14 protein-coding genes are annotated in these 13,245 nt (G+C 70.5%); 10 read left to right on the forward strand and 4 right to left on the reverse strand.

Going from position 1 to position 13,245, the window contains the following annotated elements; translation table 11 throughout:
- The gene (locus ABR571_RS03025; protein WP_409451708.1) at positions 1-378 is read left to right on the forward strand and encodes a VOC family protein; all 378 of its coding nucleotides are present in this window, start codon (positions 1-3) and stop codon (positions 376-378) included.
- 5 nt (positions 379-383) lie between these two features.
- Here the strand turns inward: ABR571_RS03025 and ABR571_RS03030 are convergent, their stop codons facing one another.
- A complete protein-coding gene (locus tag ABR571_RS03030; RefSeq protein ID WP_409451709.1) occupies positions 384-1,196 on the reverse strand; it encodes a DUF72 domain-containing protein in 813 nt (270 codons plus the stop codon).
- A gap of 21 nt (positions 1,197-1,217) precedes the next feature.
- Complete coding sequence (locus ABR571_RS03035) at positions 1,218-1,880, reverse strand: GNAT family N-acetyltransferase (protein WP_409451710.1); 663 nt, start codon at positions 1,878-1,880, stop codon at positions 1,218-1,220.
- A gap of 23 nt (positions 1,881-1,903) precedes the next feature.
- Here ABR571_RS03035 and ABR571_RS03040 point away from each other — a divergent pair, with 23 nt between their 5' ends.
- The 5 genes from ABR571_RS03040 to miaB all read left to right on the forward strand — a co-directional run bounded on the left by ABR571_RS03040 (position 1,904) and on the right by miaB (position 7,479).
- Complete coding sequence (locus ABR571_RS03040) at positions 1,904-2,095, forward strand: DUF3046 domain-containing protein (protein WP_409451711.1); 192 nt, start codon at positions 1,904-1,906, stop codon at positions 2,093-2,095.
- A 210-nt stretch (positions 2,096-2,305) separates the two neighbouring features.
- On the forward strand, positions 2,306-3,358 hold the full coding sequence (gene recA, locus ABR571_RS03045) for a recombinase RecA (RefSeq protein ID WP_409451712.1): 1,053 nt from the start codon (positions 2,306-2,308) through the stop codon (positions 3,356-3,358).
- A complete protein-coding gene (locus ABR571_RS03050) occupies positions 3,358-3,978 on the forward strand; it encodes a regulatory protein RecX (protein ID WP_409451713.1) in 621 nt (206 codons plus the stop codon). The genes recA and ABR571_RS03050 overlap by 1 nt, the downstream gene beginning before the upstream one ends.
- Positions 3,979-4,382: 404 nt before the next feature.
- Positions 4,383-6,017, forward strand: coding sequence for a ribonuclease Y (rny, locus tag ABR571_RS03055; protein WP_409451778.1), 1,635 nt, complete (start codon positions 4,383-4,385; stop codon positions 6,015-6,017).
- A gap of 43 nt (positions 6,018-6,060) precedes the next feature.
- Positions 6,061-7,479 carry a tRNA (N6-isopentenyl adenosine(37)-C2)-methylthiotransferase MiaB gene (gene miaB, locus ABR571_RS03060; protein WP_409451714.1) on the forward strand — a complete coding sequence of 473 codons (1,419 nt, stop codon included), beginning with the start codon at positions 6,061-6,063 and terminating at the stop codon, positions 7,477-7,479.
- 24 nt (positions 7,480-7,503) lie between these two features.
- Here miaB and ABR571_RS03065 read toward each other — a convergent pair whose 3' ends face one another.
- Both ABR571_RS03065 and ABR571_RS03070 read right to left on the reverse strand, forming a co-directional pair.
- Entirely contained in the window at positions 7,504-8,019 is a 516-nt protein-coding gene (locus tag ABR571_RS03065; protein WP_409451715.1) for a limonene-1,2-epoxide hydrolase family protein, read from the reverse strand.
- Between the two features lie 52 nt (positions 8,020-8,071).
- The gene (locus tag ABR571_RS03070; RefSeq protein ID WP_409451716.1) at positions 8,072-9,256 is read right to left on the reverse strand and encodes a DUF349 domain-containing protein; all 1,185 of its coding nucleotides are present in this window, start codon (positions 9,254-9,256) and stop codon (positions 8,072-8,074) included.
- A gap of 56 nt (positions 9,257-9,312) precedes the next feature.
- On the opposite strand from ABR571_RS03070, the gene ABR571_RS03075 reads away from it, so the two are divergent.
- From ABR571_RS03075 to hflX, 4 genes are read left to right on the forward strand one after another with little or no spacing between them, the layout of a single operon-like run.
- Positions 9,313-9,999, forward strand: coding sequence for a hypothetical protein (locus ABR571_RS03075; RefSeq protein WP_409451717.1), 687 nt, complete (start codon positions 9,313-9,315; stop codon positions 9,997-9,999).
- On the forward strand, positions 9,996-10,913 hold the full coding sequence (gene miaA / locus ABR571_RS03080; RefSeq protein ID WP_409451718.1) for a tRNA (adenosine(37)-N6)-dimethylallyltransferase MiaA: 918 nt from the start codon (positions 9,996-9,998) through the stop codon (positions 10,911-10,913). Before ABR571_RS03075 ends, miaA begins: the two co-directional genes overlap by 4 nt.
- The gene (gene dapF / locus ABR571_RS03085; protein WP_409451719.1) at positions 10,910-11,749 is read left to right on the forward strand and encodes a diaminopimelate epimerase; all 840 of its coding nucleotides are present in this window, start codon (positions 10,910-10,912) and stop codon (positions 11,747-11,749) included. Before miaA ends, dapF begins: the two co-directional genes overlap by 4 nt.
- A gap of 51 nt (positions 11,750-11,800) precedes the next feature.
- Positions 11,801-13,213: a GTPase HflX gene (gene hflX / locus ABR571_RS03090; RefSeq protein WP_409451720.1), complete on the forward strand. Its 1,413-nt coding sequence runs from the start codon at positions 11,801-11,803 to the stop codon at positions 13,211-13,213.
- Positions 13,214-13,245 lie beyond the last annotated feature (32 nt).

The following is a 13,245-nucleotide window of genomic DNA, read 5'->3' on the forward strand; positions in this document are numbered from 1 at the left end:
GTGCATCGGGTGCTGTTGCGGGAGGTCATCGTCGACGTCCCGTCCGAGAAGTCGGACGCCACCCGGCGGTTCTGGGCCGGAGCCCTGGGCGGCACGGTCCGTCCCCTGACCGAGTTCCCGGAGTTCGCGGCGCTGGAGAACCCGGCCGCGCTGCCGCACCTCGGCTTCCAGGACATCGGCAACGACGCCGCGCGCTTCCATCTCGACATCGAGACCGACGACATCGAGGCGGAGGTCGCGCGGCTGGCGGCGCTCGGTGCGGTCGTCGAGCAGCGGCGCGATCACTGGGTCGTGATGCGCGATCCGGCCGGCCTGCTGTTCTGCCTACTGCCGCCGGAATCAGACGAGTTCGCCGAGCGCTCCCGCGTCGTCGACTGACCGGCTTAGCGCAGCCGTTCGGCCAGGTGGATCGCGTCGTACGGAGCGTGCACCTTCACGTCGTTGTCGAAATGCACCTGGACATCCAGGCCGGCCGCCGTCCACGAGCGGATCTCGGTCGCCCACTTGTCGAGCGCCTCGTCGGTGTAGCCGCTGGTGTAGAGCTCGACGTCGCCGTGCAGCCGGACGTAGACGAGGTCGGCGGTGACGTCGCGCAGCAGCGGCCAACGGCCGGCGGTGTCGGCGACGACGAGCGAGATCGCATGCTTGCGCAGCAGGTCGGGGAACGCGGCGACCTCGAAGGTCTTGTGCCGCACTTCGAGCGCATGCCGGATCGGGCGGTCGGCGTCGGTGACGGTGAGGGATCGGTCCTTCAGCCGCTCGTCGTGCCTGCGGGCCAGCCACGCGGCCTCGTCGGTGGAGCGGGGGAGTTGGGCGAAGAAGGCCGTCAGACGATCAGCGTCGAAGCCGAGGCTCGGCGGCAGCTGCCACAGGACGGGACCCAGTTTCTCGCGCAGCGCCAGTACCCCTGACGCGAAGAAGTTCGCCAACGGCGTCTCGACGCCGGCCAGCTTCTTCATGTGCGTGATGAACCGGGCGCCCTTCACCGCGAAGGTGAAGTCGGCCGGCGTCTTCTCGTACCACCGCTGGAAACTGGTGGGCCGCTGCAGCGAGTAGAACGTTCCGTTGATCTCGACGCTGTTCATCCGCGAGGACAGGTACTCGAGCTCGCGGCGGTGCGGCAGCTTCGGCGGATAGAACACGCCCCGCCACGGCGGATACAGCCAGCCGGAGGTGCCGATCCGAACTTCGGTCATACGGCTGTCCTACCCGACTTGTTACCGCCTCAGTGGGTCAGAGCCCGCCGGACCGGCAACGAGTCGGCCGGACAGGAACCCGCGGGCCGCCGGCCAGTCGTCGTCGGTCATCGAGTACTGGACGGTCGTGCGCCATGTGCCGTCCCGCCGCATCTTGTGCTTGCGCAGCTCGCCCTCGCGGGTGGCGCCGAGCCGGGCGATCGCGGCCTGTGAGCGCTCGTTGTAGATGTCGGTGTGCCACACGACGCGGGCGGCGCCCAGGGTGTCGAACGCGTGCGTGAGCATGAGCAGCTTCGACTCCGTGTTGTGCCCGGTCCGCCACCATCGCCGGCCCAGCCAGGTGTGTCCGATGGAGACGGTCCGCAGGGCCGGGTCGACGTCGTAGTAGGACGAGGTGCCGGCGAACTGGTTGCTGGCGACGTCGAACTGCGAGTAGGCGAATCGCTCGCCCCGCGCTCGCGCGGCGAGCGTCCACGCCACGTCCAGCTGGGCGTCGGCCGGCGTGCGGGGTGCCCCGGTGGCTTTCGAACCCGGGGTACTCACCCAACGGAAGACCTCTTCGGCGTCCGCGCCCTCGCCGGCGGCGGCGAGGTAGCCGGGCGCGTCTTCGATCGCCATCGGCTGCAGACGGATGAGGCGCCCGGCGAGCACGGGCATGGCGTACCACTGGTCGGCGGAGGTCACCGCCCGATCGTATGGTGGTCGTCATGCGGCTTACCGAGTTCTGGCGCCGGATGGAGGAGCGTTTCGGCGTTGCCTATGCCGCGAGCGTGGCCGCCGATTACCGGCTGCCCGGGCTCGGTAGCACGATCAACGAGGCCCTCGCGGCCGGTGTGGACACGAAGGATGTGTGGCGCGCGGTGTGTGCCGAGTTCGAGATGCCCGCGTCCCTGCGTTGACCTCGGCGTGTCGCTCGTAGTCGAACAGGTGTTCGGCTACGCTCTCGGTATTCGGCAGACCATCGGTATCCACAGGACGAGTTGCAAGACGCCCGTCGTCCACAACCGGGCGCGTTGCACCGATTCTGTCGGTACCCGGCCCTAACGTCGTTTCCGTACCTCCGACCGAGACCTCCAGCAGCATTCATTGACAGCAAAGGGGACGCCGCCATGGCAACCAGCTTCGACCGGGACAAGGCGCTCGACGTCGCCCTCGCACAGATCGACAAGCAGCACGGCAAGGGTGCCGTCATGCGCCTGGGCGACCGGGTAGCCGCGCCGATCGAGGTGATCCCCACCGGGTCGATCGCCCTCGACGTCGCGTTGGGCATCGGCGGTCTGCCGCGCGGACGTGTCGTCGAGATCTACGGTCCGGAAAGCTCGGGCAAGACGACAGTGGCACTGCACGCCGTGGCCAACGCCCAGGCCGCCGGCGGGGTCGCCGCCTTCATCGACGCCGAGCACGCGCTCGATCCCGAATATGCCCGGGCGCTGGGTGTCGACACCGATTCGCTGCTGGTCAGCCAGCCCGACACCGGTGAGCAGGCGCTCGAGATCGCCGACATGCTCATCCGTTCCGGCGCCCTCGACGTCATCGTCATCGACTCGGTGGCGGCGCTGGTGCCCCGTGCCGAGATCGAGGGCGAGATGGGTGACAGCCACGTCGGCCTGCAGGCCCGGCTGATGAGCCAGGCGCTGCGCAAGATCACCGGTGCCCTCAGCAACTCGGGCACGACGGCGATCTTCATCAACCAGCTGCGCGAAAAGATCGGCGTGATGTTCGGGTCGCCTGAGACCACCACCGGCGGCAAGGCGCTGAAGTTCTACGCGTCGATCCGGTTGGACGTGCGGCGCATCGAGACGCTCAAGGATGGCACCGACGCGGTCGGCAACCGCACCCGGGTGAAGGTCGTCAAGAACAAGGTGGCGCCGCCGTTCAAGCAGGCCGAATTCGACATCGTCTACGGCGAGGGCATCAGCCGAGAGGGTTCGCTCATCGACGTCGGCGTCGAGCAGGGCATCGTCCGCAAATCCGGCGCTTGGTACACCTACGAGGCCGACCAGCTGGGCCAGGGCAAGGAGAACGTGCGCAACTTCTTACGCGACAACCCCGACCTCGCCGACGAGATCGAGAAGAAGATCAAGGAGAAGATGGGCATCGGGGCCCGCGTCGACGACTCCGGCGCGCCGATCGAGCCGCTGCCGGCGCCCGTCGACTTCTGATGACCCGCCCGGCGGGCGGCCGGCGACGCCGGCCGCGCGACATCGCGGAAGGCGAGCCACCGCCGGGGGATCCGGACCTGCACCCCGGCGACCCGGACTCCGTCGCCCGGACGATCTGCCTGCGCCTGCTCACGATGCGAGCGCGCAGCCGCGCCGAGCTGGCCGACGCCCTGGCCGCCCGTGATGTGCCTGACGACGCCGCGACCCGCGTGCTGGACCGGTTCACGGAGGTCGGGCTGATCGACGACGCCGCGCTGGCCGCCAGCCTGGCCGGCGCCCAACATCGGGAACGCGGCCTCGCCCGCCGTGCGGTCGCGGCCAAGCTGCGCCAACGGGGTCTCGCCGACGAACTCGACGAGGCCTTGAGCGGAATCGATGCCGACAGCGAGCGCTCCCGTGCGCGGGAACTGGTCGAGCGGCGGCGGCGGGCTCTCGCCGGCTTGCCCGCCGAGGTACAGGCGCGTCGGTTGGTCAGCCTGCTCGCCCGCAAGGGCTACCCGTCGGGCATCGCCTACGCGGTGGTCCGCGAAGCCCTGGCCGGCGCGGCGGATTGGGACATCGACGGCGCCGCCGACGATCCGGCCGGCGCACCCGCCGCAGACGGCGCCGTCAGCACCTGAAATCGCTGGGGCTGGGCATCCACAGATCACGCGCACTTGATTTGTCCGCCCGGCATTCATAACCTCGGGGACACCAGGAGTTACCCCTGCACACCGATGCGCCGTAGCGGCGCCGCGACATACTGCACCGAGTCCTCATGCGAAAGGAGCACTAACCGGCGAACCCGGTGCCAGCACCGGGCTCCAGAACCTCCCGTGACACCGGCGCGTCAACCGACTCGCCACCCATTTGGTGTCCCAGCGTTCTGTGCTGTTCGACGGTCTCCTGGTCCGGTTCGACCGAGCGTCAGGAGGCCTACGTGAGCGGGGTTTGGTACGCAGGGATCGGTGCCGCGTTCGTCCTGGGACTCCTGTTCGTCGCGGCCTACGCGCGCCGCGGCTCGGCCTCTCCAAGCCGCCACGGCATCCCCGCGCCCGTCCCGGACGACGCCCTCGACGAAGCGCGCCGGACCGCCCACGCCGAGGCCGTCGCCGTGCGCCAGGCTGCGCTCGCCGAGGCCGAAGGTCTCCGGCGCGCCGCGGAGGCCGAGGCCGACGCCACCCGACGGTCCGCCCGCGCGGACGCGGACGCCACCCACAGCCAGCTCGCCGCCACGCTCGCCGAGGCTAGGGAGCAGGCCGCCGAGCTGATCGCCGAAGCCCGCCGGACCGGCGCCGCGCAGGCGGCGGAACTGACCGAAGAGATCCAGCGCCAACAGGACGCCTCGGCCGCGCGCTCCGCCCGGCTCGACGAGACCGAGGCCCGCCTCGACGCCCGGGACAATCGCCTCGACCAGCGCGCCGCCGAGCTGCAGGCCCAGGCCGCCGAGCTCGCCGCGCTGAAGGACGACCTCGACCGGCGGCTGCGCCAGCTCGACGCCGACCGAGGCCGGCTCACCGCCGAGCTCGAGCAGCACCGGGCCGAGCTCGAGCGCATTGCCGGACTCAGTGCCGAAGAGGCCAAGGCCGAGCTGCTCGCCGGAGTCGAGGCGACCGCCCGCCGGGAAGCCGCCCTGCTCGTGCGGACCATCGAGAACGAGGCCCGCGCCGAGGGCACCGAGCGGGCCCGATCGATCGTCGTCGAGGCCGTTCAGCGGGTCGCCAGCGCCCAGACGACGGAGACGGTGGTCAGCGTCCTGCATCTGCCGGCGGAGGAAATGAAGGGGAGGATCATCGGGCGGGAGGGGCGCAACATCCGCTCCTTCGAGGCGGTCACCGGCGTCAACGTCCTCATCGACGACACCCCCGAGGCCGTCTTGCTGTCCTGCTTCGATCCCGTGCGTCGTGAGGTCGGCCGGCTCACGCTGGAGAAGCTGATCCTCGACGGACGGATCCATCCGCACCGCATCGAAGAGGCTTACGAGGAGAGCGTTGTCGAGGTCGACGAGCTGTGCCTGCGGGCCGCGCGGGACGCCGTGGCCGACGTCGGCATCGGCCCCGTGGACGAGCGCTTGATGCCCACCCTCGGCCGGCTGAAATACCGCACGAGCTATGGGCAGAACGTGCTCGGTCACCTGATCGAGACGGCCCACATCGCCGGCGTCATGGCCGCCGAACTCGGCATCGAACCCACCCTGGTCAAGCGGTGCGCGTTCCTGCACGACATCGGCAAGGCCCTGACCCACGAGGTCGAGGGCAGCCACGCGATCATCGGCGCCGAACTGCTGCGCAAGTACGGCGAGGACGAGGCCGTTGCCCACGCCGTCGAGGCGCACCACAACGAAGTCCAGCCACGCACGATCGAGGCCGTGCTGACCCAGGCGTCGGACACCTGCTCGGCGGCTCGGCCCGGCGCCCGGCGGGAGTCGCTCGAGTCCTACGTCAAGCGACTGGCCCGGATCGAGGAGATTGCCAGCACCCGGGACGGCGTCGAGAAGGTGTTCGCCATGCAGGCCGGCCGCGAGGTTCGCGTCATGGTGCAGCCGACCGAGGTCGACGACCTGGCCTCGGCGGTGATGGCCCGCGAGATCGCCAAGCAGATCGAGGACGAGCTCACCTACCCGGGGCAGATCCGGGTGACCGTCGTGCGGGAGTCGCGCTCGACCGAGATCGCGCACTGAGCGGCCCGGCCGGGATCGGGCGGACCGTATCCTCGACGGCGTCATGACTTCCGCGCGCACGTACGAGATCCGCACCTACGGGTGCCAGATGAACGTCCACGACTCCGAGCGGCTCGCCGGGCTCTTGGAGAAGGCCGGCTACGAGCGAGCGGCAGCCGAAGCGGCTCCCGACCTCGTCGTTTTCAACACCTGCGCGGTGCGCGAGAACGCCGACAACCGCCTGTACGGCAACCTCGGCCACCTGTACCCGGCCAAGGCCGCCAACCCCGACATGCAGATCGCCGTCGGCGGCTGCCTGGCCCAGAAGGACCGCGGCCGCATCGTCGAGAAGGCGCCGTGGGTCGACGTCGTGTTCGGCACCCACAACCTGGCCGCGCTGCCCGTCCTGCTGGAGCGGGCGCGGCACAACCAGGTCGCACAGGTCGAGATCGTGGAGGCGCTGCAGAACTTCCCGTCCGACCTGCCCACCCGGCGTGAGTCGCCGTTCAGCGCGTGGGTGTCGGTCTCGGTCGGCTGCGACAACAGCTGCACCTTCTGCATCGTCCCGTCTCTGCGGGGTGGCGAGACCGACCGGCGCCCGGGTGATGTGCTCGCCGAGGTCCGTGCTCTGGTCGATGCCGGCGTGGTCGAGGTGACGCTGCTCGGCCAGAACGTGAACTCCTACGGCCGTTCGTTCGGTGACCGCTACGCGTTCGGGAAGCTGCTGCGCGCGTGCGGGGAGGTCGACGGCCTCGAGCGGGTGCGTTTCACCAGCCCGCACCCCCGCGACTTCACCGACGACGTGATCGCGGCCATGGCGGAGACGCCCAACGTCATGCCGCAGTTGCACATGCCGATGCAGTCAGGGTCGGACGCGGTGCTGCGCGCCATGCGCCGCTCCTACCGCCGGGAGCGCTACCTCGGCATCATCGACGCGGTGCGGACCGCGATGCCGGACGCCGCGATAAGCACCGACATCATCGTCGGGTTCCCCGGCGAGACCGAGGACGACTTCGAGCAGACCCTGCAGGTCGTGCGGCAAGCGCGGTTCGCGAACGCGTTCACCTTCCAGTACTCGAAGCGCCCCGGCACGCCGGCCGCCGACATGACCGGCCAGATCCCCAAGGCGGTGGTGCAGGAACGCTACGACCGGTTGATCACGCTGCAGGAGCAGATTGCGTGGGACGAGGCCAAGCGGTTGATCGGGCGGCCGGTCGAGGTCCTGGTCAACGCGACGGACGGCCGCAAGGACGGGGCCACGGGGCGGGTCTCCGGCCGGGCGCGCGACGGCCGGCTGACCCACGTCGAGGGCTCGGCCCTGCCCGGGGACATCGTCACCGCCGAGGTCACCTACGCCGCTCCGCACCACCTCGTCGCCGACGGCGGTATCACGGCACACCGGCCGTGGCGGGGAACCGGTGAGCCGGCGCCGGCCGCTGCGGGATCGGCCGGGCTGTTGAGCATCGGTCCCCGCCCGGCCTGACCGATCGGAGCCGTGCGACTGCGATCAGTGACGGCCCGGGACGCTGCCGGCCGAGGGGGGAGCCGACGGCCGCAGCCCCGGCACGACCGCACCCGCGAGACCGCGGATGACTGCGCGCAGCAGGTCGAGGTAGTCGAAGGAGTCACGCCACAGCGTGATCTTCCCGTCGTGCACGTCGAAGCGGCCCGTCACCCAGAACTGCATTCGCAGCCGCCCGATCGACAAGACGTCGGTCCGCTCGGTCAGCACGACCGGCCCGTTGGCGGCAATGGCATGCACGTACACCTCGAACGAGGCTCCGGGTCGGGCGAGCTGCTTCAGCACGCCGATCGTCCGGCGCCGTCCGCGGATCGGTGGCAGGCCGACGTTCACGTACGTGACCTGCTCGTCGAGCAGGGCGGCCGCTCCGGTCAGGTCCAGGCCGGCGAGGGTGGCCAGAAAGGCTTCCACAACGGCCTGCGGGTCGCTCGGCTGGACCGTGACATCGTGCAGCAGACGGGGCTTGAACGAGCCGCTCATGACCTCACTCCGTTCGGCCATCCCTCATCGCTGCGCAGGCGTTGCTCATGGCTCGATGATAGGGCGCCCCCGATCAGCTGGGCAGCAATGCCCGTCGTTGCGCGACATCTTCTTCGGCCTTCTTGATCCGCTCCGGATCGCCCGAGCGGCGGGCCCGGTCGAGCTTCGCCTCGGCCTCGGCCAGGCGCTCGCGCATCGCGCTCAGGAACGGGTTCGCCTCGGCGCTGCCCTGGCGCCACTCGGCGTCGACAGCGTCGCGCACCCGCTGCTCGGCGGCCCGCATCCGGTCGTCGAGACGGCGCATGGCGTCGCGCGGGACGTGCCCGATCGCGTCGTACTGGGCTTGCAGCTCCCGAAGCACGCTCTGCGCGGCCTTGGGATCGCTCACGTCGACCGCCTCGGCCCGGGCGATGATCTGTTCCTTCTGCTGCTGGTTGCCGACCTGCTCGGCGTCGCGCTCGGCGAAGGTCTCCGAGCGGCGGGCGAAGAAGGCGTCCTGGGCGGCCCGGAACCTCGTCCACAGCGCGTCCTCAGCGTCGCGTCCGGCGCGCCCCGCGGCCTTCCACTCGTTCATCAGGTCGCGCATGGCCCCTGTCGTCTCCTTCCAGTCGGTGGAGGTCGACAGCTCCTCGGCCTTCGCGATCAGCCGTTCCTTCTGCTCCTTGACGCTGCTGCGCTCGGCGTCGAGCTGAGCGAAGTGCTGGCCCCGCCGGCGGCCGAAGGTGTCGCGGGCGGCCGCGAACTGCTTCCACAGCGCGTCGTCGGTCTTGCGGTCGATGCCCTTGATCTGGCGCCATTCCTCGACGATCGCCCGCAGCCGATCGCCGTTCGCCTTCCAGGACGTGCCGGACTCGGCGATCGCCTCGGCCTCGGCCACCAGGGCCTTCTTGGCGGCGACGGCGTCGGCCCGCGCCTGCTCGCGGGCGGCCGCGGCGGCGCCGGCCTTCTCCTCCGCCGTCTTGAGCAGCCCATCGAGGCGCGTCTCGAGCGCGCCGAGGTCGCCGATCGCCGCGGCGGTGGGCAATTGCTCCTTCAGCGCCAGCGCATGCGCGCGGGTGCTGGCCGGGTCGCCGGCGCCGGACTCGAGCCGCTTCTCCAGCAGCTGCACCTCAGTGGCAAGGTCGTCGTAGCGCAACTGATAGAACGCGAGCCCGGCCTCGCTGTCGCCGGCCTGCCAGGACCCGATGGCGCGCTCGCCGTCGGCGGTCCGCACGTACACGGTGCCGTCGTCGTCGATGCGTCCCCAATCAGACCCCATGACACAGCATTGAACACGATCAGGTGCCGGGCAGCACGGCCGCTAGCCTGGCTCAGGTGATCCAGGGAGCGGTGTTCTGCCCGCATCCACCCCTCCTCATCCCACAGGTGGCGCAGGGCGCCGCGCCGGAACTTGGCGACCTGCGGGCCGCCTGCCGGACTGCGATCAGACGCGTGGCGACCGGTGCGCGGATCGTCGTTGTCGGCGCCGGACCGAGGTGGACGGCGCACGGCCCGACCGCCCGCGGGACGCTGGCCGGGTTCGGCGTGCCTCTGGAGGTCCCGCTCGGCTCGGACGCGCCGGGAGCCGTGGAACTGCCACCGTCGCTGACCGTCGGTGCGTGGTTGCTCCGTAACGCGCTCGGCCCGGACACCGGTGCCACCGGTTGGTCGGTCGGGCCCGACGACAAATGGCCCAGCCCGCTCGTCCCGGCGGACACCGGGCCGTACGTGTTGCTGGTCATGGGCGACGGCAGTGCCCGTCGCAGCACCTCCGCGCCGGGATACCTGGACGACCGGGCGGCCGGCTTCGACGCCGACGTCGCCGCTGCGCTGGCCAGTGGTGAGGGTGATCGGCTGCACCTTGATCGGAAGCTTGGCGCCGAACTCCTCGCCGACGGGGCCCGGGCCTGGGACGCCGCGGCCGGGCAGCTCGAACCGTTCGAGTTCGACGCCGAAGTGCTCTACGACGCCGCGCCGTACGGCGTCGGCTACTTCGTGGCGGCGTGGACACGGGCCGGGTGAGCGTGGCTGACAACCGGGTGATCGCCGTGGTCGGTCCGACCGCCGCCGGCAAGTCCGACCTCGCCGTCGCGCTGGCCGACCGCCTCGACGGGGAGGTCGTCAACGCCGACTCGATGCAGCTGTACGCCGGCATGGACATCGGCACGGCCAAGCTGCCGTCGGACGAACGGCGCGGGGTCGAGCACCACCTGCTCGACATTTGGCCCATCGGCAAGTCCGCCGCCGTCGCCGAGTACCAGGTGCTGGCGCGGCTCGCCATCGCCGCGATCCAGGACCGTGGCCGCGTGCCGGTGCTCGTCGGTGGCTCCGGGCTGTACCTGCGCGGAGCGCTGGACAACCTCGACTTCCCCGGCGAGTCGCCCGAGATCCGGGCCCGGCTGTACGCCGAGCTCCAGCAACTCGGCCCGGAAACGTTGCATGCCCGCCTGGCCGAGCAGGATCCCCTGGCGGCAGCCGCCATCCTCGCCTCCAACGGCCGCCGGATCGTTCGGGCGCTCGAGGTCATCGAGCTGACGGGGGCTCCCTTCACGGCCCGGATGCCCGCCTTCGAGTCGATCTACGACACCGTCCAGATCGGGCTCGACCGCGACGATCTGGACGAACGGGTCGAGCTCCGGGTACACCGGATGATGGCCCTCGGCTTCCTCGGCGAGATCCGGGCATTGCTGCCGCGCGGGCTGCGGACAAGCCCCACGGCGGGCAAGGCCCTCGGCTACGCCCAGTTGCTCGCGTGCCTGGACGACGCCGGGGACGTCGTCGGAAACGTGGACGAGGCGGTCGAGCAGACCATTCGGGGGACGCGGCGATTCGTGCGCCGGCAACGCTCGTGGTTCCGTCGCGACCCACGCGTCCATTGGCTCGACGCCGCGGATCCCCGATTGCTGGACACCGCCCTCAGTACCCTGAAGGCATGAGGTTGCTGAAAGGGCACGGGACGGAGAACGACTTCCTCCTGCTGCCTGACCTCGACGGGGCCATCGACCTCACACCCGCCATGGTTTCGGCCCTCTGCGACCGGCACGCCGGCCTCGGCGCCGACGGTGTGTTGCGGGTGGTGCGGTCCGAGAACGACCCGGACGCCAAGGAAATGGCCGCAGATGCGCCCTTCTTCATGGACTACCGCAACGCCGACGGCAGTGCGGTCGAAATGTGCGGCAACGGTATTCGGGTATTTCTTCGATACCTAATTGCCTCCGGGCTCGTTGTATCGAATGCGGCGGTGGCGACTCGCGGCGGGATCCGACGTGTGCGGGCTCGCGGGGACGGAGACGTCATCGTGAGAATGGGTCTGCCCCGGTTCCTTGCCGACCGGCCGGTCGCCACCGCCGCGCCTTCGCTCCCGACCCCGGCGACAGCGCTCGAGATGCCCAATCCGCACGTCGTCGTGCCGGTCGGCGGCCTCGACGAACTGGAGGCCCTCGACCTGAGCCGCCCGCCGCTCGTCGAGCCCCCGCTACCGCACGGCCAGAACGTGGAGTTCGTTGTCCGCACCGGACCGCGGAGCCTCCGGATGCGGGTGCACGAGCGCGGGGTGGGCGAGACCCGGTCGTGCGGGACCGGCATCTGCGCCGCTGCTGTTGCCGTCGCCGCCGCCGATGGCGTCGGAGCCGATGGGCAACCCTGGCGCGTGGACGTCCCTGGCGGCAGCTGCGAGGTCGTCTGGCACGCCGACGGCGAGGTCGAGCTGATCGGGCCGGCGGTCCTCGTCGCCGAGGTGGAGGTCGACGACGCCTGGCTACGGGCCCGCTAGCACTGATGCTCGACCGGTAAAACTTGCCCGGCATGTCACGATGGATGTGACATGACAGATTCTGAAACCCCCTTCTCCGCCGACGAGGTCGGCACCGGCGACTACGAGCTCGAGGAACGCCAGGCGCTGCGGCGCGTGGCCGGCCTCTCGACCGAACTGCAGGACGTCACCGAGGTCGAGTACCGGCAGCTGCGCCTCGAGCGAGTGGTCCTGGTCGGCGTGTGGACGACCGGCACTCTGGCCGAGGCCGAGAACTCGCTGGTCGAGCTCGCCCGGCTGGCCGAAACAGCGGGGTCCCTCGTCCTCGATGCCCTGATCCAGCGCCGCGACCGCCCCGACCCGGCCACCTACATCGGCTCGGGCAAGGCCAAGGAGCTGCGCGACATCGTCGAGGCGCACGGCGCTGACACCGTCATCTGCGACGGTGAGCTGACGCCCGGCCAGCTCCGCCAGCTCGAGGGCGTGACGAAGGTCAAGGTGGTCGACCGCACCGCGTTGATCCTCGACATTTTCGCCCAGCACGCCAGCTCCAAAGAGGGCAAGGCGCAGGTCGAACTGGCCCAGATGCAGTACCTGCTGCCCCGCCTGCGCGGTTGGGGCGAGTCGCTGTCGCGCCAGGTCGGTGGCCGGGCCGCCGGCGGTCTCGGCATCGGCGGCCGCGGGCCGGGTGAGACGAAGATCGAGATCGATCGCCGCCGGATCAACACGCGGATGGCCAAGTTGCGTCGCGAGCTGGCCGCGATGAAGACCGCGCGCGACGTCAAGCGGGCCCAGCGCTTTGCGAACGAGGTGCCGAGCGTGGTGCTGGCCGGCTACACGAATGCCGGGAAGTCCTCGCTGCTGAACCGGCTGACCGATGCCGGCGTGCTGGTCGAGAACGCCTTGTTCGCCACCCTCGATCCGACGGTGCGCCGCTGCCGGGCCCAGGACGGCCGCGAGTACACGATCGCCGACACCGTGGGCTTCGTCCGGCACCTGCCGACCCAACTCATCGAGGCCTTCCGCTCGACCTTGGAAGAGGTCGCCGAGGCCGCGCTGATCCTGCACGTGGTCGACGCGTCCGATGCCGATCCCGAGGCGCAGATCCGCGCGGTTCGCGAGGTGCTCAGCGACATCGACGCGCTGGGGGTGCCGGAACTCCTGGTGTTCAACAAGGTCGATGCCGCCGAGTCGGAGATGCTGCTTCGCCTGCGCGCCCTGGCTCCGGGCGCCATGTTCGTCTCCGCCCGGACCGGGCGGGGGATCGACGAGTTGCGCTCGCAGGTCGAGTCCCGGCTGCCGCGGCCGAACATCGAGATCACCGCCCTGCTGCCGTACACGCGCGGCGACCTGGTGGCGCGACTGCATGACGAGGCCGATCAGTTGCAGGTCGAACACACCGAAGGCGGGACGCTCGTCCACGCCCTCGTCGGGCCTACGCTGGCGGATCTGCTGCGGCCGTTCGCGTCGGCGCCGGTGCCGTAAGAGCCGCGTCGGGGAGGCTCCTGGCGTAGGCT

Origin of the sequence: Jatrophihabitans sp., from assembly GCF_046262535.1 — a bacterium.
Taxonomy (GTDB): Bacteria; Actinomycetota; Actinomycetes; order Mycobacteriales; family Jatrophihabitantaceae; genus Jatrophihabitans.

Bases quoted from the DNA above. Each gene is read 5' to 3' on its own strand.
- recA (WP_409451712.1), top strand. From the start codon at position 2,306: ATGGCAACCAGCTTCGACCGGGACAAGGCGCTCGACGTCGCCCTCGCA.
- dapF (WP_409451719.1), top strand. From the start codon at position 10,910: ATGAGGTTGCTGAAAGGGCACGGGACGGAGAACGACTTCCTCCTGCTG.
- ABR571_RS03070 (WP_409451716.1), bottom strand. From the start codon at position 9,256: ATGGGGTCTGATTGGGGACGCATCGACGACGACGGCACCGTGTACGTG.
- ABR571_RS03050 (WP_409451713.1), top strand. From the start codon at position 3,358: ATGACCCGCCCGGCGGGCGGCCGGCGACGCCGGCCGCGCGACATCGCG.
- hflX (WP_409451720.1), top strand. From the start codon at position 11,801: ATGACAGATTCTGAAACCCCCTTCTCCGCCGACGAGGTCGGCACCGGC.
- ABR571_RS03065 (WP_409451715.1), bottom strand. From the start codon at position 8,019: ATGGCCGAACGGAGTGAGGTCATGAGCGGCTCGTTCAAGCCCCGTCTG.
- ABR571_RS03030 (WP_409451709.1), bottom strand. From the start codon at position 1,196: ATGACCGAAGTTCGGATCGGCACCTCCGGCTGGCTGTATCCGCCGTGG.
- ABR571_RS03040 (WP_409451711.1), top strand. From the start codon at position 1,904: ATGCGGCTTACCGAGTTCTGGCGCCGGATGGAGGAGCGTTTCGGCGTT.
- miaB (WP_409451714.1), top strand. From the start codon at position 6,061: ATGACTTCCGCGCGCACGTACGAGATCCGCACCTACGGGTGCCAGATG.